Below are 20,339 nucleotides of genomic sequence, written 5' to 3' on the forward strand. Positions count from 1 at the left end.
CTGGCGGGCGCGCCTCACTGCTGGGCCTGCTGAGCCGTGCAGGTGCGCCGAGGCGTCGGTGTTCAGGCGGGCGGCGCCGCCTCGGGGAAGTGGACGGTGAAGGTCGTGCCCGCGCCCAGCGTCGTGGTGACGTGAATGTCACCGCCGAAATGCCCGGTGACGATGTCGTGGATGATGCTCAACCCCAGACCCGTGCCCTGGCCGACGTCCTTGGTCGTGAACATCGGCTCGAAAATGCGCGGGAGGACGTCCGGCGCGATGCCGCTCCCGGTGTCCTGCACCTCCACGGTCGGCACGCCCTCGTGCGTGCCGAAGCGGACGGTGACGCTCGCGCCTGAGCTGCACGCGTGAATGGCGTTCACGACGAGGTTCGTGATCACCTGCGTGAACCGCCCCGGTTCGCCCGTGAGCTGCACGGCGTCGCGCGGCTGCTCGAACAGCAGGCTGACGTTCGCGCTGCGCGCCTCGTGGGCGAGCATCGTCAGGGTGTCGTTCACGCTCTTCACGGCGTCGAACGTCTGCCGGCCGGTGACGGTGTCGCGGGTGTGGCTTCGCATCTTGCGGATGAAGTCGCCGATGCGGGTGGTGTTGCGCGTCGCGGCGTCCACCGCCGCCGCGAGTTCCGACGCGATCTCGCGGTGGTCGTCGTCGTTCACGCCGGGCGCGCCGATGGAGTCGCGGTACTCCTGCGCGAGCCGCGCCGCTTCGTGCAGTTCGTTCAGGGTGCTGGCGAGCGGCGTGTTGATTTCGTGCGCGAGGCCCGCCGTGAGCCGCCCGAGGCCCGCGAGTTTCTCGCTGGCGAGCAGGCGCGCCTGACTCGCGCGGAGGGCCGCGTCGGTCGCGCGGCGTTCGGTGATGTCACGCTCGACGCTGAGCAGCATCTCGCGCCCGCCGAGGTTGAGCAGCACGAGGTGAATGTCCACCGGGAAGATACTGCCGTCCTTGCGGACGAGGTCCGACTCGAAGTGCAGGCGGCCTTCCGCGCGCACCTGCGCGCGGAAGGCGTCGTTCGCGTGAGGGTCCGCGAGGAGTTCGTCGCGGTTCGGCAGGGCGATGTACGTGCTCTGCCCGATAAGTTCCTCGCGCGCGTAGCCTTTCATGCGCGCGGCCACCTCGTTGCAGTTCACGATGGGCATGTCGCCGTCGAACGCGACGAGCATGATCGAGTCCGGGGATTCATCGAACAGCACCTCGAACGTGCGGCGGCTCTCCTCAAGCGCGTCCTCGATGGCTTTGCGTTCGCTGACGTCGCGGGTGTTCATGACGACGCCGCGCACGTCCGGGTCGTGCAGGTGGTTCGTGGCCACCCACTCCATCCAGCGGTACGTGCCGTTGTCGTGCAGGAAGCGGTTGGTCATGCGGGCGGTCGTGCCCGGCCCGCCCTCGACGACGCGCGTGAACGCGCTGCGGATCTCGTCATGTTCGTCGGGGTGCATGAACTCCAGCACGTCGGTGCCGATCATCCACGAGCCGACGTGGCCCAGCAGCGTCTCCACCGGCGGGCTGATGTACGTCACGTACCCGCCGCGGTTCACGATGGTGACAATGTCGCTGCTGTTCTGCACGAGCGTGCGGAACCGCCGCTCGCTGGCCCGCAGTGCCGCCTCGGCTTCGAGACGGGCGGTCACGTCGCGGGAGTTCATGACGATGCCGCGCACGTCCGGGTTGTCGACGTGGTTGGTGATTTCCCACTCCACCGAGCGGTACGTGCCGTCGGCATGCAGGAACCGGTTGGTGTTGCGGGCGGTCGCGCCGGCCCCGCCCGCCACGACCTGCGCGAACACCGCGCGGATCTCGTCGTGCTCGTCGGGATGCATGAAGTCCAGCACCTTCGCGCCCACGTCCCACGGGCCTCCCTGACCGAGCAGCGCGTGCACGGACGGGCTGGTGTACGTGATGAACCCGCCCCGGTTGATGATGGTGATGATGTCACTGCTGTTGTGCACGAGCGTGCGGAACCGCCGCTCGCTGGCCTTCACGGCCTCCTCGGCAGCCATGCGCGCGGTCACGTCGCGGGAATTCATGACGATGCCGCCCACGTGCGGGTCGAGGATGTGGTTGGTGGCGACCCACTCCATCCAGCAGTACTCGCCGTTCCGCTGCCGGTACCGGCTCGCGTGCTGCCCCGTGGCGCCCGTCTCCCCTTCCGCCACGGGCATGAATGCCGTCCGCGCAGCCGCCTGATCGTCCGGGTGGATGAACTCCATGACGTTGCGGCCGATCAGGGCGTCCTGCTCGTAGCCGAGCAGCGTCTGCAGGGACGGGCTCGCGTACTTGAGGTACCCGCCGCGCGTCACGATGGTCAGCAGGTCGCTGCTGTGCTGCACCATCGCCCGGAACCGCTGCTCGTTGGCCTGCGCGGCCGCCTCGGCGCGTCTGCGTTCCGTGACGTCCTGCGTGAGGATCAGGATGACTTCCTCGCCTTCCAGTTCCAGCGCCTCCGTAGACATCAGCACGTCCCGCGCTTCGCCTGTCGGGACGTGCCGCAGGCGCGCCTCGAACTCCCGCACCGGGCCCGCCTGAATGGCGCGGACCAGCCGCTCACGGTCACTCAGGTCCATCCACGGGTTCAGGGTGTCGTTGGTGCTGCCCACGAACGCGTCGCGCGGCAGGCCGATGATGTCGAGGAACGCGTCGTTGGCGTCCATCACGCGGCCGCTGTACAAGCCGGTCAGGGCAATCCCGACGGGGCTGGCGGCGAACACCTTCTCGAAGCGGTCCCGCGCGGCCCGCAGGCCCGCTTCGGCCTGCTTCTGCGCCGTGATGTCCAGCATCACTCCGCCCAGCGCGACCAGCCGCCCATCCTCGACGAGCGGAGTGGTCACGTCCCGCAGCCACACGACCCGCCCGTCCGCACGGCACGCGCGGTACTCCAGCGCGAACGGCTCACCGGTCCGCGTGAAGCGCTCCAGGTCCGCGAGCGTCTGCGCGCGGTCGTCCGGGTGGATGCTGCTCTCCCAGAAGTGCGGGTTGCTCATCCACTGCTGCGGCGTGTACCCCAGGAGCGCCGTAATCTTCTCGGACACGTACGTGCTGCTGCCCGTCGCCGGATCGCCCTGCCACACGACCCCGTCGATCATGAGGGACAGCCGGTCCAGCGCGGCCTTCTCGAAAAGGACGCTCACACGGCCCCCGACCGCACCGGGTGCGCGCGCGAGGCGCCCCCGCGCGAGGGAGGGGTCGGCGCGCGCATGACTGGGCCGGGCTGGGCGTTCAGGGTCGTTACCCGCGCCATACCCGGCGCGTCCAGCAGTGACGAGAGTCCAAAGGGAGCATGCCCTCAGTGTAGGGACAGCGCTCTCGCAGAGTTCTTTCGTTCGGACAACGACCATGATGGTCGGCTGCACGTAGCTCGCAAGGCAGTGAGCGCTGTGCGAAGAAGGCGCTCACTGCCCGATCAAGCGTGCCTTCATCGCAGGGGGCCACCAGAAATGGACGAAGGAAGCCCTTCTGCCTTGAGTGCCTTGATGTTCACCGCGAACGGACCGCGTTCTGGGCGGCGTCCTGCTGGCTGGCGGCGTAGCTGCGAGGTCGCTCGCCGAGCAGGCTGGAGGCTTTCGCCCCGAGGTTCGTGCAGCCCCTTTGGGGCCTACGGCCGCCGCGCAGCGGACTCCGGGCGGTTAGTTCCTGCTCGCTCATGCGCTTGTCGGACCACGGCCCTCACGGGTTTGCGGCCCTGGTGGCGTGCGCCTTGCCGCATGCAGGGGCGTGCCGGTCCGTGCGGCGGGTGCAGGCGCAGTCGGCCAAGGGGCTCAGTCCACGGTCCAGGGTGCCGCCTGCCTTCGCTGCTGGACTGCGCGGATGTGGTCAGAGAGCAGCGTGTAGTCCTGGTCCTCCAGGGAGCGCCCGTGCAGGGCGAGGAAGTGGCGTTTCAGGGCCTGCGAGGCCGCTTCGAGCCGGGGGTGCGGGTGCTGCTCCACGTCGAGCAGCAGTTCCGCTAGAGCCCGCACGGCCGTGTCATACGCGTTCATTCACATTACATGTGAGCGCCTGGAGGCTGACCACGGTGGTGGTGTTCCTGAAGGGGGCTTCACGGGAACAGCAGCTGGCTGCTAAAGCGCCTGAAGGGCGGATGAATGCGCGGCCCCGCGTGGTGAATCGCTCACGCGGCGAGGTGAAAAGGCTCCGCCGGGCAGCACTGGGTGACTTGGCGCATCACCTCTGGGCGCCCGCAGCGCAGGGACCGGGCCGCGCTTCAGGGTCAGGCCGGGCCTCAGGGGCTGCGGGTCAGTCGCCCAGCCAGGGTTCCGGGGAGGACAGGCCGGGCACGTCGTCCTGTCCGTGCTGGAGGCGCTGCACGAACGCGATCAGTTCCGAGAAGGTCCTCGGCTTCACCTGGTACGCTTCCGCTTCGCGGGCGTACGCGCCTTCGATGTCCACGCGGGCATTTGAGGTGCTGAGCACCACCACCGGAATGGAACGCGTCTCCGCGTCCGCTTTGATGACCTCCAGCACGGACAGCCCGCCGACCCGGGGGAGGTTGAGGTCCAGCAGCATCAGGTCCGGGGTGGGCGCGGCCGTGAACGGCGCGGCGCGGCGCACGAACGCGAGGGCTTCCTCGCCGTCCCGCACGACATGCAGCGTGACGGTCACGCCGGCCTCTTCGAACGCCGCCTGCAGCAGGAACGCGTCACTGGCGTGGTCCTCGACCAACAGCACCTGCGGCACCCGGGGGGGTTGGGGTTTCCAGTCCTGCATCACTTCACCCTGCTCTCTGCACTGACGTGGGCCATGATAATGCGCTCAGGGGCCTTCACGTTCCTGCGGGGAGTTCGACGGTCACGACGGTTCCGGCGCCCACGCGGCTTTGCGCCCACACGCGTCCGCCGTGCCGCTGGATGATGCGGCGTACGTTGGCGAGGCCGAGCGGCGCGGCGTCCGTGAGGGGGCGGGCGCGCACGTCGAAGAGCGCCTCGACGTTCTCGGCGTTCATGCCGACGCCGTTGTCCTGAATGTGCAGGCGCACGGCGTCCCCGACGGTTTCGGCGCGCACGTGCACTTCGGGGGGCGTGGCGCTCGCGGCGACCTGCACGGCGTTCCATAGGAGGCTGGTGAGCGCTTCGCGGAGCATCAGCGTGTCGCCGCGCACCACGGGGAGGTGCTGGACGTCCCAGGTGAGCTGCTGCACCTGCAGTTTCGGTTCGAGGTCCGAGCGGACCTGCGCGACGAGTACGTCCAGCGGGACCGTTTCGAGCCGCAGGGGGCGCTGCTCGACGCCTGCGAGGTGCACGAGGTCCTGCACCAGTTCGCGCGCGCGGGTGGCTTCGGCCTTGAGCAGCGTGAAGTACTGCGCGCCGCGGTCGTCGAGGTGCGGGCCGAGGCGGCGTTGCAGCAGTTCCAGGAAGCTGCCGATGCGGCGTGTCGGCTCGAACAGCTCCTGCGAGATAGCGCGCGTGTACGACTGCAGTTCCGTGTGGAGCGCCTGCAGGTCCTGCGTGCGCCGCTCCACGAGTCCTTCGAGCTGCGCGTTGACGCGGTGCATCTGGGCCTGCGCGGTTTTGAGGTCCGTGATGTCCTGCGAGATGAGCAGGCCCGCCAGGACGGCGCCGTCCTCATCGCGGACGGGCGCCACGCGGCACAGGTAGATTCTGGTGCCGTACCGGAATTCCAGCGTGTGCCGTTCCCCCTGAAGGGCGCCCCGGTACGGGCCTTCCAGCTGATCGGCGACGTCCCGGGGGAACAGCTCGCGCAGGGTGCGGCCTTCCATGGCGCGCGGGTCAAGGCCGATGTCCGTGAGGCCGACGCCGCCGACCAGCACGTAGCGGAGGTCGTGGTCGAACAGGATGGCCGCGCCGCCGGGGAAGTTGTCGATCAGGCTGCGGTACTGCGCGGCGCTGGCGCGCACCTGCTGTTCGGCGCGGATGAGGGTGGTCGTTTCGGTGACGAGGGCGCCCAGGCCGATCAGGTCGCCGTTCGGGAGGCGCACCGGGTAGTAGTGGCCGCGCCAGTGCCGCGTCTGGCCGGGCGCGTCGGGGGTCTGGCTGGTCAGGGGGACGTCCAGTATGGGCGCGTTGTGGGCGAGGACCTGCTCGAGCAGGCCCCTGATCTGCGGTGCCAGGTCGGGGATGATGTCGTGGACGGTGCGGCCCAGGTGGGCGTCCACGGCGAGGCCGTTGAACGCGGCCATGGCGGGGTTGATGTTCAGGTAGCGCAGGTCCGTGTCGAGCAGCGCGAAGCCGACGGGCGCGCGGTCCAGGGAGGTGTGGAGCAGCGCGGCCGCCCGCTCGAACGCCTGGCGGGCGGCGCGTTCGGCGTCGGCGGCGCGTACGCGCACGAGCGCCTGCGCGCACTGCGCCGCCACCGACTGCAGGAAATCCACCCGGCGGGCGTCGAGTACGCGGGTGCCGAGGAAGTCGATGTGCAGGACGCCGAGCGTCTCCGCGCCCAGGACGAGCGGCAGGCGCACGTCTGTCACGTGCCGCTCCGGGTCCGCCTTGGGGGGGTGCGCTGGCGCGTCCGGGTGCAGGTGGAGGGTCGCGTGGACGCCGCCTGTACGGCCGTTCACGCGGATGACCTCGTGGACGGCGTCGATGGTGTGCGCCGCAGCCAGGTCGAGGGCGAGGTCCCGCAGGAGCTGGTTGCGTTTCTCGGCGACCCAGCGGTCGTGGATGTCCAGCGCTGTGCCCACCCAGCGGACGGGGGAGCCCGCCATGGGGGGGGTGGGCGTCACCTGGCAGTGGTGCCAGCGGTACGCGCCGTCCCGGGTGCGGAAGCGCACGTCCACCTGGTACGCCTGCTGCTGCGCGAACCCTTCGCGGCGCGCGGCGGCGGCGGCGGCCTGGTCGTCCGGGTGGAGGGCTTCCATCCAGCTGAGGCCGTCCGGGTGGACGTTCAGGCCGGTACGTTCGGCCCAGCGGGCGTTGAAGTGGAGGACCGCGCCGTGCTCGTCGAGCACCCATACGATCTGCGGGAGCGACTCGAACAGTCGGCGCGCGTGGTCGGCGGTGGCGGCGAGGCGCTCCCGGGCGCGGACCTTTTCGGTCACGTCGTAGAAGAGCGTGACGGCGACGCGGGCGACGCCGTCACTGTCAAGGACGCGCGCGGAGCTGACGCGCAGGTGAATGAGCTGCCCGTCCGGTCGGCGGTACCGGAGCGGCTCGTCCCGGACGGCTTCAGCGTGCTGCACGGCGCGCGCACTGGGGTACTCGTGCGCGCGGTACGGCGTGCCGTCGGCGTGCACAGCGCCGTACAGGCTGTAGGCGTCCACGCCGTCGCCCGGGAGGACCGGGTGGCCCAGGATGGCTTCCGCCTGCGCGTTGTAGTGCAGGACCCGCCCGGACGGCACGTCCAGCAGAATGAACCCGACGGGCGCCTGTTCCATCACTTCCGCGAACACCGCCTGATCCTGCGTGTTCCGCTGGGGGTGCAGCGTGAGCACCCAACCGTCAGGGAGAGGCTGCAGGTGCGCGCGGAACGGCAGGCGCGTGAGCCGCGCGCTGGTGGGGCCGTCCGGCCACTGCACCCACCAGTGCTGCACGTGCGGGTCCTGCAGGACCGCCGGCGCCCGGTCCCCCACGTCCACGGTCAGGCCGAGCGCGCGGAGGTGCGTGCGCGCGGCGGCATTCAGGTGGGTGATCGTCCCGTCGGGTTCGCCCGCAAGGACGGGCACATCCACCGCGTCCAGAATGGCGTGCGTTGACGGCGATGATGGAGGTGTGGGGGGCACATTCCTTATTTAAGCACTGGCCTGAGGTGCGTGGTCCGCGCGGGCGCCGTCCACGCCGCCCGGAGGATGGTTCCCGGGGCTGTTCGGCGCTTCCGGCAGCGCCCGTGCGCTCAGCCTGGCGGGCCGCTCTGCTCGTAGGCGTACGCCAGGCGCAGCAGCGCCGCCTCGGTCCGCGCCCGGCCCACCCACACGAGCGCGAACGGTGCACCGCTCGCGTGCGCGCCGGCTGGGGCGGTCACGGCCGGCCAGCCCGCAATATTCACTTCGGAGACGGTCGTCGCCTCGATGTCCGCCTCCCCGTTCAGGGGGGGGAGGTCCGCGGTGCGCTGCGGGAACACCAGCGCGTCCAGGGCGTGCGCGTCCATCACGGCCCCCATGACGCGCACGTACGCGGCGCGCGCAGCCCGGAAGGCCGTGAGGTCCGGCGGGGCGTCCGGGTCCGCGAGGGACGCGGCGACCCGGTCGTGTAGGTCTTCCAGCACGCCGCCCGGCCCGAACGGGTCCCCGAGCCGACGCAGGGCAGGCAGGGAACGGACGGGCGCGCCCGGGCCGTACCGCGCGAGGTACCGGTGCAGGTCGGCTGCGACCGATTCGAACCCGACTGTGGTGGGGTACGTGCGCCCGAGGTCCACGAGGCCCGAGCCGCGGAACGGGTCGGGGACCAGTACCGCCCCGAGGGTCCGCAGGTGGTCCTGCGCGCGGGCGTACAGGCGCTGCGTTTCCTCGCTGAGCGGGGCGGCCTTCCAGCCGGGGCCGTACAGCCCCAGCCGGCGCCCGCGCAGGCCGCCGAGCGCGAGGGTCTGCGCGGCGTGCGGCGCGCCCATGAGGACGTCGAGGGCGGTGGCGGCGTCGCGGACGGTGCGGGCGTGCGGGCCGACCACATCGCGGGTGCTGCCCGCCAGGGGGACGACGCCCTCGCCCGGCACGCGCCCGAACGTGGGTTTCACGCCGACGAGCGCCTGCGCGCCGGCCGGGTTCAGGATCGACCCGGCTGTTTCCTCCGCCAGGCCGAGCAGCGCGAACCCGGCGGCGACGGCGGTGGCTGTGCCTGCGCTGCTCGCGCCCGGCGCGAGGTGCGGCTGCACGGCGTTGCGCGTCCGTCCGGCCCAGCTGGTGTCCGTCCGGGTCGGGTCGTACGCGAACGCGGGCACGTTCGTCTTGCCCAGCACGATGGCGCCCGCCGCGCGCAGCCGCGCGACGACCGGAGCGTCCACGTCCGGCACGAGCGCCACGCCGCCGGCCGGCGCGCTGAGCGGCGCCCACCCCATGGTGGTCGGCAGGCCGGCCACGTCGATGGTGTCCTTGATGACGACGGGCACGCCCTCCAGGAGCCGCAACTGCGCGCCGCCCGTCCGGCGCGCGTCCACGGCGTGGGCGTCGTCGAGGGCGCGGTCGTTCAGGGCCACCACGGCGTTCAGGTGGCCGTTCAGGCGGGCCAGGCGTTCGAGGTGCGCCTGGACGACCTGCACGGCCGTGACCTGCCGCGCCGTCAGGGCCGCGTGCAGGGCGGAAACCGTGAAGGTGGTGGGGTCCATGCGTCATTGTTCCGTACGCGTCGGTGTGGGGCGCCCTCGTCTTCCTTCATGTGGGGAGGGCGCCTCCGCGTGGGTCAGTCGCTGGCGTTGGCGAGGTAGCGTTCCAGCGCGTGGCTGAGTTTCGGCATCAGGTTGCCGCGCCCGCTGCTCATGGCGCTGTAGCGTGGCCGGGGCGCCACCCACCCGAGCTGCTCGGTCGGGACGGCCTGAACCGCGTCGGCGGGCGCGCCCGTCGCGTCGGCGAGCATGCGCGTCAGGTCCGCCCAGCTGGTCTCGCCCGCGTTCGTCAGGTGCCACGTGCCGCGCTCCCCGTCGATCAGCAGGTCCAGGCTGGTGTGCACGAGGTCCGGCAGGTACGTCGGCGAGAAGCGGTGCTGGTCGTCCATGAACAGCGTCCCGCCGGCGCGCAGGGTGCGCAGGGCCATGCCGAGCAGGTCCTGACGTCCGCTCGCGCCGAACAGCGCGGCGCTGCTGCGCACCACCAGCGTGCCCGGGTGGTACGCGAGCACCTGCCATTCCGCTTCCCTGCGGGCGCGCCCGTAGCGGTTCACGGGGTGCGCGGCGTCGTGCTCCTGGTAGGGGCTGGTGCGGTCCCCGCCGAACACCTGGTCGGACGAGAACGTCAGCAGGTGCACGCCGTTCGCCTCGCACGCGCGGGCGAGGACGGCGAGGCCCACGGCGGTGTGCCGCCAGAACGCCTCGTGGTGCACTTCCGCCTCGTCGATGCCGCCGTACCCGGCGGCGTTCACGACCGCCCACGGGCGCAGGTCCGTCAGGAGGTGCTGCACGGCCGACGCGTCGGCGAGGTCCACGTCGCTGCTGCGCAGCAGGCGCGCGCTCAGGCCGCGCTCCGCGCAGAGGCGCTGCACCGTCCGCCCGAGGCGGCCGCCCCCGAGGATCAGGAGGGGGCGCGCCGTTCCCGCTGGGCGCGTGGTGGCGGGGGCGTCACCGACGGGCGGGTAGAAGAAGCGGTCCGCGCGCTCCCAGAATCCGGGCGCGTTCAGGACGGGATGCTCGGGTTCGGTGTTCGCGGCGCGGGCCTGCAGGACCCGCGCGAGGGCGGTGGGGCGGGGCGTGCAGGAGCGCACGTCGAACGCGCCCGGCTCGTAGTAGCCCTTCAGGTCGGTGTGCAGGGTGTTCCAGTCGAAGCTGCCCAGAATCGCCCAGGACGTGACGGCGCGGATGTCGGCCCCTTCGGCGCGGACCTGCTGCGCGGCCTTCCAGAACTGCTCGAACCAGCGCATCTGCTCCTCGCGGGTGCTGCCAAGGTGCGCTTCGGTGATCGCCACGGGCAGTTCGTAGCGGGCCCACACCTCGCGCAGCAACTGCTCGATGCCGGCGGTGTTGTGGTACACGCGGACGGCTTCCACGTCCGCGTGGGTCGGGCCGACCTGATGGTACCCGCGGTAGCGGTCGGTGCGCTCGTCCAGAAAGCGTTCGCTCGTCACGTAGTAGTCCACGCCGACGATGTCCGGCGGGCACGGGTTCGCCCGGAACCACTGCAGTTCCTGCGGCGTCGCGCCAGAGTTCAGGAGGTACGGCCACAGAGGGTGCGTCTGGTCCACGCGGCCACACAGCAGGTCGTACGCGAGCCAGCGCCGCTCGTTCTGGAAGTCCGCTTCGTGCTGCATGGCGGGCGTGGCGTGCGCCTTGCCGAGGTCGTCGGTCTGGACGAGTTCCGCGTTCGGCTGGACCTCGCGGATGGCGCGCATGGCGAGGACGGTGCCGCGGCATTCGTTGAGCAGCATGCGAATGAAGCTCTCGTCGCTGGTGTGGTGCGGGTACCACACGCCGTACAGGCCGCTGAAGCGCGCGGTGGTGAGCGGCTCGTTCACGGGCGTGTACGCGGTCAGCCACGGGTAGCGCTCGGCGACCTTGCGGGCGTACGCGGCGAGTTTCTCCGGGAATGCCGGGTCGAGCATGTCGGTGTACTGGGGGCCGCTGCCGTGGTGCAGCAGCGTGGCGATCGGCTCAAGCTGGCGTGCGCGGAGCGTGGCGAGGCGCTGGTCGGTCCAGTCCCAGTGGAGGTCGTCGGGGTGGTCCGGGGCGACCTGCTCCCACAGGACGGGGTAGCGGATGCGGCGCGCGCCGAGCTGCGCGAGCAGGTCGAGGTCGTCATGGCGTTCGTCGTGACCGCAGACGGTCAGCTGGTTGAGGTAGCGGTCGTGGACGCGGTTGAAGGTGCATTCCACGCCGATCCACAGTTCGAGCGGTCGGTCGCTCGGCGGGGTGCGGCTCATCGGCGCACCCTGGAGGCCGCGCTCCGTCGCGTTCGCATCAGGTTGTTCATGGTCGGCATTGTGCTGTGGGGGACACGTCCGGAGGTATCAGCGGCGTGAAGTGACCCGCCCGGCAGTTAAGAGCCGGCCCTTCAAACACATGAAGACGACCGGGGTGTACGTTCACGTGCCGGCGTGCGCCTGAACCCCGAGCGCCCCAATGAAAAAGGCGGCCCGCAGGCCGCTGATAACCTAAGGATACCGCGATATTCAGGGCTGGTCAAGAACATGCAGGCGGCACCGCGCCCCGCTGGCCTTTACAGAAGCTGAACACCGCGCCATTACCTTCAGCGCATGAACGTCCGCCTTTTCCTGGTCGGCCTCACGGCCCTGGCCCTCGTCGGCGCGCCCGCGCGCGCACAGATGGACCACAGCATGCACACCGCCACGCCGGACACCGCGCCGCTCTCCCGCTTGAGTGGCAAGGCCTTCGACCGCGCGTACCTCTCCATGATGGTCGCCCACCACCAGGGCGCCCTCGCCATGACGCGCGCGGTTCAGGCCCGCCTGACGGACCCGCAGGTCAAGAGCTGGGCGGCCGCCATCCTGCGCGAGCAGACGCGCGAGATCGACAGCATGAACGCCTGGCTCCGGACGCTGGGCGGCGCGGACACGAACGCGCAGCGCCTCATGGCGGGCAGCATGCAGGGCATGACGGCCCGCCTGAGCGCCGCCGGGAACGCCGACCAGGCGTTCGTGACGCAGATGCTGCCGCACCACGCGTCCGCGGTGGACATGGCGAACCTCGCCCTGCAGAAGAGCAGCGACGCGCGCGTCCTGAAGCTCTCGCGCAGCATCATCCGGGCGCAGGCGGACGAAATGTACGCCTTCAGGCTGTGGCGGGCGCCGCGCCGCTGACCCGCGCGCCGCACCACATTACCCTGAAGGTCACGCATGGCGCGCATTCTGATCGTTGACGACGACCCGGCCATTCTGGAGATCCTCGGCGCCTACCTCCGCGCCGACGGGCACGCCGTCCTGGAAGCGCAGGACGGGCACGCCGGGCAGGCGCGTCTGCCCGAAGCGGACCTCGCGCTGCTCGACTGGATGCTGCCGGGCGTGAGTGGCCTGGAGCTCGCGCGGGCGCAGCGGCGTCTCCACCCGGACTTTCCGCTGCTGCTGCTGACGGCGCGCGGCGAGGAGGAGGACCGCCTGCTGGGTCTGGAGGTCGGCGCGGACGATTACGTCACGAAGCCGTTCTCGCCGCGCGAGGTGGTGGCGCGCGTGCGGGCACTCCTGCGCCGCGCCCGCATTCATGACCGCGTGTCGTCCGGAGGGCTGGAACTCGATGAGCGGCAGCGCACGGCGCACCTCGACGGTCAGGCGCTCGCATTGTCGAAACTGGAGTTCGACCTGCTGCTGACGCTCGCGCGCCACCCCGGGTTCGTCTGGTCGCGTGATCGCCTGCTGGAACGCGTGTGGGGCGGGGACTTCCCCGGCGTGGAGCGCGTCGTGGACGTGCACATGGCGGGCCTGCGCCGCAAACTCGGGGAGGCGCCGGAGCAGCCGCGCTTCATCCGGACGGTCCGCGGCGTTGGCTACTGCTTTCAGGAGGACGCGTGAAGCTGTTCCCGCGGCTGTTCCTCGGGCACCTGCTGGTGATCCTCGTCGCGCTCGCCGCGCTGTTCGGGCTGGCGGAACTGACGGCGCCCGGCTTCTACCGGCACCACGTGGAGCAGATGGTGCAGCTGCTCGGCCCCGAAGGTCGCGCGCTGCGCCCCGACCTGGAACGCGGGATGCGCCGCACCCTGACCGGCGCGCTCGTGGCCGCCGTGCCGTTCGCGGTGCTGATCGCCGCCGTGACGGCCTCCGTGACCTCGCGGCGCATCGTGCGTTCCGTTCAGCTGCTCTCGGACGGCAGTCAGGCGCTCGCCGCCGGGCAGTACGGGCGGCGCCTGCCCGACGCGGGCCGTGACGAGCTGGGCGTGCTGGCGCGCAACTTCAACGTCCTGGCGCGCTCGCTGGAGCGCGTGGAGCAGGACCGGGTGGCGCTGCTCGGCAACGTCGGGCATGAGCTGCGCACGCCGCTCGCGGCGCTGCGCGGCTACACCGAGGGCCTCGCGGACGGGGTGATGACCGCGCCGCAGGTGGCGCCCGCCATCCTGCGGGAGGTCCGCGCCATCGAACGCCTGGCCAGTGACCTGAGCCTCGTGTCCAGGGTGGAGGCGGGGCAGGTGGCGCTGCACGCCAGCACCTTCAGCGCCCACGACCTGCTCCTGGCGGCCGCGGACCGTTTCGAGGACGCCTACCGGGAGCGCGGCGTGGCGCTGCACCGACCGGCGCACGCCACCCCGCTGCCGGTCCACGCGGACTTCGACCGGGCCCTTCAGGTCCTCTCGAACCTGCTGGCGAACGCCCTGCGGCACACGCCGAGCGGTGGGCGCGTCACGCTGAACGCGGACGCCACTGCCGGGCAGGTGACCTTCGCGGTGCAGGACACGGGTAGCGGCATCCCCCCCGAGCACCTGACGCGCATCTTCGAGCGGTTCTACCGCGTGGATGCCGCCCGGACGCGCAGCGACGGCAGCGGCGTGGGCCTCACGATCGCGCGCAGCCTCGTGCTTCAGATGGGCGGGCAGCTGAGCGTCACGTCCAGCCCGGCGGGCAGCACGTTCACCTTCACGCTGCCGCGCCCGTCCCCCGCTCACCCCTGACCCGCGCCAGGTGCCGGAACCGTCCGAGAGGGTGACGCGTATGCAAAGGGCATGAAACGTGTGATGCTCGCGGCGCTCCTGACCGGCTCGGCCCTCGCTCAGTCCTCGCAGACGGTCTTTATCAACGGGGTGGGGTTGCCTGCCACGACGGTGCAGAAGAACGGCCAGACGTACTACCAGCTCAGCGCCGCGGACCTGAAACGCGTGGGCGCCCTCACCGCCGGCGGGGTTGCGCCGAAAATCGACGCGTTGCGCGGCTGCGTCGGCGACACGCTGTTCAACGGCGTGTACACCGTGCAACTCGTGCGCCGCGCCGATGAGGACGGCCAGCACGGCGTGGTCCTGAAAGTCTCGAACGCCAGCAAGCAGAAGCTCTACAACTTCATGCTGTTCAACCCCTCCGACGTGAGCCTGGCCACGACGAACGCGCAGGCCGTCGAAACGTCCAATTACGACAACGGCTGGTTCACCGAGCTGCTGCCCGGCACGAACGTGACGGTGCAGCCGTACGCCAACACCACCGTGAGTAACTGGACGCGCCTGTTAATCCGCCCGGACGCGCAGAGCCTCAAGGAGTTGCAGGAGGCCAAGCTGCCCCTCGCGAAGGTCTACAACATGGAGTTCGACCTCACCTGCACCAAAAAGTAACCCAGGCGGCGCGCTGTGGTGGCGCGCCCTCTTGAGGAAGCGCCCCCAGGACTGGGGGCGCTTCCTCAGCCTTCGGGCTGGCCCTGACGCGGCCCCGCACCGGGCATCCCTACGCCCTGAGGCCATGAATTGCGCATGGTCTGAGGGCTTCGTGGTGCCCGCGCTGCCGGTGCTCGGTCAGCCGTTCTTGCGGCGGGTCAGCCCGTCCTGGGCTCGCGGCGCTGAATGTAAAGATTTTTCGTGACGGCCATGTAAGGCGCCGGTTCTTACAGTGGCGTTCGTTCGGGCCGCCCTGAGGGGTGGCCTTCCCAACCCACCCCCCGTTCATCCATGCCCCCTCGGGGAGATTGGAGTGTCCGTTGTCCATTTTCGGAGAACTCGAGCATCACGCCTTCACGGACCTGATGCGGGTCCTGCACGCGCAGAGCGGCACGCTGTACCTGCAACGCAGCTACCATGGCCGCAGCGTCGACCTTGACCTGGAGCGCGGCGTGCTGCTGCACCTGCACATCGACGGCGTGCCGGTCCCGGACGCCGCGTCCGCAGGGGACGTCATCCATCACCTCATTCACTCCGGGCGCGGACCGTTCGAGTTTCAGGCGCGCCCCTTCACGCCCGGCGCCACCGCGCTCGCGCTGCCGCTGGAACCGCTGGTGCAGGACATCCTCGAAGGGGTCCATACGCCCGAACGGCACCTGCCGCACATGGAGACGCGGTTCACGTGCGTCAGTGCCGCGCAGGCCACGCCGCCCGCGCACCTGACGACCGTGTGGGCGCTGGTGCAGCCGCACTTCGTGCAGGGCTGCAGCGCCGCGACGCTCGCGCAGGTGCTGGGCATCGGCGCGCTGGAAGCCCGGAACCTCACGTACCGGCTGCGGAGCGCGCAACTCATCGTTCCGTTGCGCGCCGCGGACGTGCCGGTCACGGCAGGCGACCCGGAGCGGGCGCCGCTCACGCCGGTCCGGCGGTTCCTGAACGCGCTGCGGCGCCTGACGGGAGCGGTGAACGCATGACGCCCCTGAAGCTCGTGGTGAGCGGCCCGGTGGGCGCCGGGAAGACCACGTTCGTGCAGACCCTCAGCGAAACGGCTGTCGTCGCCACGGAGGCGGAGGCCAGCGAGGACATCGGGAAGGTCCACACGACCGTGGCGATGGATTTCGGCACGCTCACGCTGGAAGGGCAGACGCTGCACCTGTACGGCACGCCCGGCCAGGACCGCTTTGACTTCATGTGGGACGTGCTGTGCGAGGGCGCGCTCGGCCTCGCACTGCTGCTGGCCGGTGACCGACCGCAGGACTTCGCGCCGGCGCGGCACATCCTCGATCACATCACCAGCCGGTACGCGCTGCCGTTCGTGGTGGGCGTCACCCGTCAGGACCAGCCGCGTGTCTGGCTACCGGAGGGTGTCGCGTTGTACTTCGGGGTGCCGTCCGCGCAGGTGCTCGGCATCAACGCCACCGATCCGGACAGCGCGCGCACGCTGCTGATCGCCCTGCTGGAACGCACCCTCGCGGCACCAACCGCCAGACCCTGATGGCCCTTCCGGGAATTCCGCGACCTGTCGCGCTCCAATCCCCCCTTCCCTCTTTTTAGGAGTTCTTATGACCACCGCCGTACTCAGCAAACAGGATCAACTTCGCACCGCCCTGCATCAGCTTCGTAGCGCCCTGCCGGAACTGCGCGGCACGCTGATCGCCACGGCCGACGGGCTGCCCATCGCGCAGATGATGGGCGAAGGCACCGACGCCACGCGCGTCGCGGCGATGGCGGCCACGGCGGTTGGCCTGGGCAAACGCATCAACGACACGCTCGGTTCCGGCGACCTCACAGAAATGAGCGTCAGCGGCACGGACGGTCAGGTGTACATCTACGCGGCGGGCCGCAAGGGCGTGCTCGCGGTCGTCGCGCCGACCGGCATGAACCTCGGCCTGCTGCACATGGAAGCGCGCGACGCGGCGCAGGCCGTCGCCAGCATCCTCTGACGCGCGCGCCGGCGCCGCCACACCCATGTCCTCCCTGCACGCCCTGCTGCAAGCGCTGTACCCGCAGGCCGACCCGCCCAGCCCCGCCCCTCACAGGAGTACGCCCGACATGACCCCTTCTGAATTCACCATTCGCCCGCGCCTGGGCGACTTCAACTCCGTCGTCTGCTTCAAAGCCGTGATTACCGGCGTCGAGGACACCCTCGGCCCGGACGGCGCCGCCGTGGTCTTCACCCGCGCCGGGAAGGTCCGCGGGCACGCGCTCGTCGCTGAGCTCGGCCTCACGGGCGCCAACGTGCCCGTCGAGCAGATCGCTGCGGCGCTCGACGCCGCGATCGGCGAGGCCGGGACGCGCCTGTGCGCCGTCACGAACTCCTATCAGGACGGCGACACCATCGTGATCGAAACGCAGGACACCGTGTGCAGCGCGGGCGAACCGCAGGGCAGCGACCGCCGCTGCACGTTCACGCTTGGCGCCGTGTGGGGCGCCCTGGAGGCGGTCACCGGGCGGACGTACCTCGGTGAGCACACCGAGAGCGTGCTGCGCGGCGCGCAGAGCGACAAGTTCGTCTTCAGCCCCCTGTAACCCTGCCGGGCGCGGGCGGGCAGGAGGGCTGACCCTCCTGCCCGCCCGTCTGGCCGTGCTTTCCGCCCGGGCTGGTCAGGCGGGCGGCGCCATCGTCGCTTCGAGGTGCAGCACGAACCCGACCCCGCGCACCGTCAGGATGGACACGTCTGGTGTGAGTTCCTCGAGTTTCCGGCGGAGGCTGGCGAGGTGCACGTTCAGGGTGTTGCGGCTGTCCGGGCGCGCGTCCGGCCACGCGAGGCGCTCCAGTTCCGCGCGCGTGAACAGCCGCTCCGGCGCGCGCGCGAACACCAGCAGGACCTGCAACTCCAGCGGCGTGAGCTTCACGCCGCGCGCCCCCAGCGACAGGCGCCGCTGCTGGAGGTGCACCCTGAGCGGGCCGACCCGCACCTCCACCTGGAGTGCCGCCGCGTCGGAGGGCGGCTGCGCGGGGCGCGTGGGGGCGCGCCGCAGGCGTTCCGCGACGCTGCGTCCGTACATGCTGAGCAGCGCGCGGTCCGCGGGCGTCCAGCCCTGGTGCGCGCGGCGGACCGCGCACACGCTGTACGTGACGTCCGCGAAGCTGCCCAGCGGCAGGAGCGCGGAGCCGCGCACGCCGTGCGCCTGGAGGGCGGCGTGCATGGCGGGTAGGGCGGCCGCGTCGTCGGCGTAGGCGGCGCGGGCGCGGGCGTGCAGGACGCTCAGGTCCTGCAGCGTCACCCGGGGTGGCAGCGCGAGGTGCGCGGCGAGTTCGGGCGTGAGGTCCGCGGCGGCGTAGAGGGGCAGCACGGTCATGAGGGTGTCGTCGTGCATGACGAGGCCGACCCAGTCGAGTCGGCCTTCGCGGGCGACGAGGGCGGCGCTCTGCACGGCGAGTTCGCGGGGCGTCAGGTCGAGGTCGGTCAGTTCGCTGAGCGCCACGAGGGCGTCCGCGTGCCTGGCGGTGCGGCGCACGTGCGCGAGCAGCGTGGCGTTCGCGTGCGTTTCGCGTTCGAGCGCGAGCGTTTTGCGGCGGAGTTCCAGTTCGTCGACGGCCATGGCCGCGAGGCTCGCGAGCAGGGCCTGTTCTTCGGCGCTGAGGGGCGCGCGCGGGACGGTGTCGATGAGGCAGACCGTGCCGAGCTTGAAGCCGTCCGGGGTGGTCATGGGCGCGCCCGCGTAGAAGCGGATGCCGGGGTAGCCGGTCACGAGGGCGTTGTCGGCGAAGCGGGCGTCGAGCGTGGCGTCGGGCACGCACATCACCTCGTCGGCCTCGATGGCGTACGCGCAGAACGACAGGGAGCGGTCGGTCTGGCGCATGTCGAGGCCCAGGCAGGCCTTGAAGAACTGGCTGTCTTCGCTTACGAAGGAGATCAGCGCGATGGGCACCTCGAAGATGTGCGAGGCGAGGTTCGCGAGCCGGTCGAAGGCTTCTTCGGGGAGGGTGTCGAGAATGGCGTAGCGCGCAAGCGCTTTCAGTCGCTCCAGTTCTCGGTCCCGTCCGCTTTCCGTCACCTGCCGACGCTAGCGTGCGCGGCGCTCCGGGTAGGTATCCGGAGCCACAGGTTCCGGATCCCTACCCGCCGCCGAAGCCGGGGACTGGACGCGTCAGAGGCGCCCGCGCACCAGGTCGATCAGGCGGCCGATCACGCGGTCCCCGGACGCGCGCAGGCCGTCATGCTCGTACTCGTTGGTCAGCCAGACCTGCGCGCCCCGGATCATGCCCGCGGTCGCTTCGGAGAACGCGCGCTCCACGTACATGTCGTCCGCGTAGATGGCCGCCGCGACGGGCACGGTGTTCGCCTGCAGTCGCGCGGGGTCGTACAGGGGGCCCCAGGGTTGCGCGGCGAGTTGTTCGGCGGCGGCCTGCAGGGGCTGGAGGGCCGCGTACTCGTCGAACATCCACGGGAACACCATCTCCCCCGTGAACAGTTCGAGGGTGTCGAACGCTTCGGGCTGTACGCGAGCGGCGGACCAGCCGGTGACGCTGCTGTCCGCCCAGCACGCCTCGTGCAGGACGGCGTACAGGGGGTTGCGTCCGAAGGTGAGCGTCGCGGCGGCGTCGTGCAGGAAGGCGGGCGAGTCGACGGGCAGGTCGAGGAGGTAGTGGAGTCGTTCCGCGCCGCTGCTCATGCCGAGCACCTGCCCGAGTTGCAGGAAGCGCCGCGCGGTGAGGCGGTCGCCATTCGGCAGGCGGAGGTCCTCGCGTTGGAGGCGGGCGGTGATGGCGCGCACGCGGTCCAGGTCCTGCGGGTACCGGTCGTAGAAGCGGCGGTTGCGGTCGAGCACGCGGGCGTACGTGGCGCGGTACACGTCGTCAGGGTGGTGGCCCGGGGCGGGGAGGCCGCCGGTGATGAACGCTTCCGTGAGGGCGTCCGGGGCGAGCGACAGGTACGTGGTGACGCAGAAGCCGCCGAAACTCTGTCCGAGGACACTCCAGGCGTCCACGCCGAGGTGCTGGCGGAGGCATTCGGCGTCGCGGACGATGGAGTCCGCGCGGAAGCACCGGAGGTACGCGGCCTGCGCGTCGGGCGTCCGGTCCGGCAGGTGGCCGACGGGGGTGGAGCGGCCGGTGCCGCGCTGATCGAGGAGCAGGACGCGGTAGTCCTGCAGGGCGCGGTGCAGCCAGCCGGGCTGGCCGGCGGTGACGGGGCGGGGCGCTTCGGAACCGGGGCCGCCCTGGAAGAAGACGAGGTACGGGCGGTTCTGCCCTTCGGGCAAGGCGACTTCGCGCGCGAAGACTGTGATGGTCGGGCCGTGTGGGTTCGTGTGGTCGAGGGGCACCGGCAGTTCGTGGTCGGTGATGACGAGGCCGGGGGTGCGGTAGGTGAACGGCATGACCCAGTAGACCTTATGGCGTGGCTCGCCTGCCGACATGTTGCGCGGCTGGAGTCCTGAGGCGCCGCGTGGGCTGGAGCTGAGCTTGAGCGGTCAGCGGGTGGGGCTGTACGGCCTTGGCGTGGGGTGTGGCGGCAGCCCACAGGCGCCCCTTCGAGTCGTTTGACAGTAGTCGTTATAACGACTATTTTGG

General features: G+C 70.9%; 16 protein-coding genes. 8 read left to right on the forward strand and 8 right to left on the reverse strand.

Annotated elements, in window-relative coordinates; all coding sequences use genetic code 11:
• Positions 1-62: 62 nt before the first annotated feature.
• From DEIMA_RS01540 to DEIMA_RS01565, 6 genes are all read right to left on the reverse strand, one after another.
• Positions 63-3,125, reverse strand: coding sequence for a PAS domain-containing protein (locus tag DEIMA_RS01540; protein ID WP_013555471.1), 3,063 nt, complete (start codon positions 3,123-3,125; stop codon positions 63-65).
• A gap of 627 nt (positions 3,126-3,752) precedes the next feature.
• On the reverse strand, positions 3,753-3,971 hold the full coding sequence (locus DEIMA_RS01545) for a hypothetical protein (protein WP_013555472.1): 219 nt from the start codon (positions 3,969-3,971) through the stop codon (positions 3,753-3,755).
• Positions 3,972-4,227: 256 nt separating this feature from the next.
• Positions 4,228-4,698, reverse strand: a complete 471-nt coding sequence (locus DEIMA_RS01550) for a response regulator (protein WP_013555473.1) — start codon at positions 4,696-4,698, stop codon at positions 4,228-4,230.
• Between the two features lie 55 nt (positions 4,699-4,753).
• Positions 4,754-7,666, reverse strand: coding sequence for a PAS domain-containing protein (locus DEIMA_RS01555; protein ID WP_148234865.1), 2,913 nt, complete (start codon positions 7,664-7,666; stop codon positions 4,754-4,756).
• A gap of 110 nt (positions 7,667-7,776) precedes the next feature.
• Positions 7,777-9,201 carry an amidase gene (locus tag DEIMA_RS01560; protein ID WP_013555475.1) on the reverse strand — a complete coding sequence of 475 codons (1,425 nt, stop codon included), beginning with the start codon at positions 9,199-9,201 and terminating at the stop codon, positions 7,777-7,779.
• Positions 9,202-9,275: 74 nt separating this feature from the next.
• On the reverse strand, positions 9,276-11,441 hold the full coding sequence (locus tag DEIMA_RS01565; RefSeq protein ID WP_013555476.1) for a family 1 glycosylhydrolase: 2,166 nt from the start codon (positions 11,439-11,441) through the stop codon (positions 9,276-9,278).
• Positions 11,442-11,774: 333 nt separating this feature from the next.
• Between DEIMA_RS01565 and DEIMA_RS01570 the strand changes: the two genes are divergently transcribed.
• From DEIMA_RS01570 to DEIMA_RS01605, 8 genes are all read left to right on the forward strand, one after another.
• Positions 11,775-12,338: a DUF305 domain-containing protein gene (locus DEIMA_RS01570; RefSeq protein ID WP_013555477.1), complete on the forward strand. Its 564-nt coding sequence runs from the start codon at positions 11,775-11,777 to the stop codon at positions 12,336-12,338.
• A 36-nt stretch (positions 12,339-12,374) separates the two neighbouring features.
• On the forward strand, positions 12,375-13,043 hold the full coding sequence (locus DEIMA_RS01575) for a winged helix-turn-helix domain-containing protein (RefSeq protein ID WP_013555478.1): 669 nt from the start codon (positions 12,375-12,377) through the stop codon (positions 13,041-13,043).
• Positions 13,040-14,134: a sensor histidine kinase gene (locus DEIMA_RS01580; RefSeq protein ID WP_013555479.1), complete on the forward strand. Its 1,095-nt coding sequence runs from the start codon at positions 13,040-13,042 to the stop codon at positions 14,132-14,134. The genes DEIMA_RS01575 and DEIMA_RS01580 overlap by 4 nt, the downstream gene beginning before the upstream one ends.
• 51 nt (positions 14,135-14,185) lie before the next feature.
• Positions 14,186-14,782, forward strand: coding sequence for a hypothetical protein (locus DEIMA_RS01585; RefSeq protein WP_013555480.1), 597 nt, complete (start codon positions 14,186-14,188; stop codon positions 14,780-14,782).
• 359 nt (positions 14,783-15,141) lie between these two features.
• A complete protein-coding gene (locus DEIMA_RS01590; RefSeq protein WP_013555481.1) occupies positions 15,142-15,795 on the forward strand; it encodes a hypothetical protein in 654 nt (217 codons plus the stop codon).
• Entirely contained in the window at positions 15,792-16,316 is a 525-nt protein-coding gene (locus DEIMA_RS01595) for a GTP-binding protein (RefSeq protein WP_013555482.1), read from the forward strand. Before DEIMA_RS01590 ends, DEIMA_RS01595 begins: the two co-directional genes overlap by 4 nt.
• Before the next feature lie 67 nt (positions 16,317-16,383).
• Positions 16,384-16,764, forward strand: coding sequence for a roadblock/LC7 domain-containing protein (locus DEIMA_RS01600; protein WP_013555483.1), 381 nt, complete (start codon positions 16,384-16,386; stop codon positions 16,762-16,764).
• Positions 16,765-16,873: 109 nt separating this feature from the next.
• On the forward strand, positions 16,874-17,350 hold the full coding sequence (locus DEIMA_RS01605; RefSeq protein WP_043816969.1) for a hypothetical protein: 477 nt from the start codon (positions 16,874-16,876) through the stop codon (positions 17,348-17,350).
• Positions 17,351-17,425: 75 nt separating this feature from the next.
• On the opposite strand, the gene DEIMA_RS16630 is transcribed toward DEIMA_RS01605, so the two are convergent.
• Together DEIMA_RS16630 and DEIMA_RS01615 are read right to left on the reverse strand one after the other, a co-directional pair.
• Entirely contained in the window at positions 17,426-18,823 is a 1,398-nt protein-coding gene (locus DEIMA_RS16630; protein ID WP_013555485.1) for a GAF domain-containing protein, read from the reverse strand.
• Positions 18,824-18,916: 93 nt separating this feature from the next.
• Positions 18,917-20,146 carry an alpha/beta fold hydrolase gene (locus DEIMA_RS01615; RefSeq protein WP_013555486.1) on the reverse strand — a complete coding sequence of 410 codons (1,230 nt, stop codon included), beginning with the start codon at positions 20,144-20,146 and terminating at the stop codon, positions 18,917-18,919.
• Positions 20,147-20,339: the final 193 nt, after the last annotated feature.

This window comes from Deinococcus maricopensis DSM 21211 (assembly GCF_000186385.1).
GTDB lineage: Bacteria > Deinococcota > Deinococci > Deinococcales > Deinococcaceae > Deinococcus_B > Deinococcus_B maricopensis.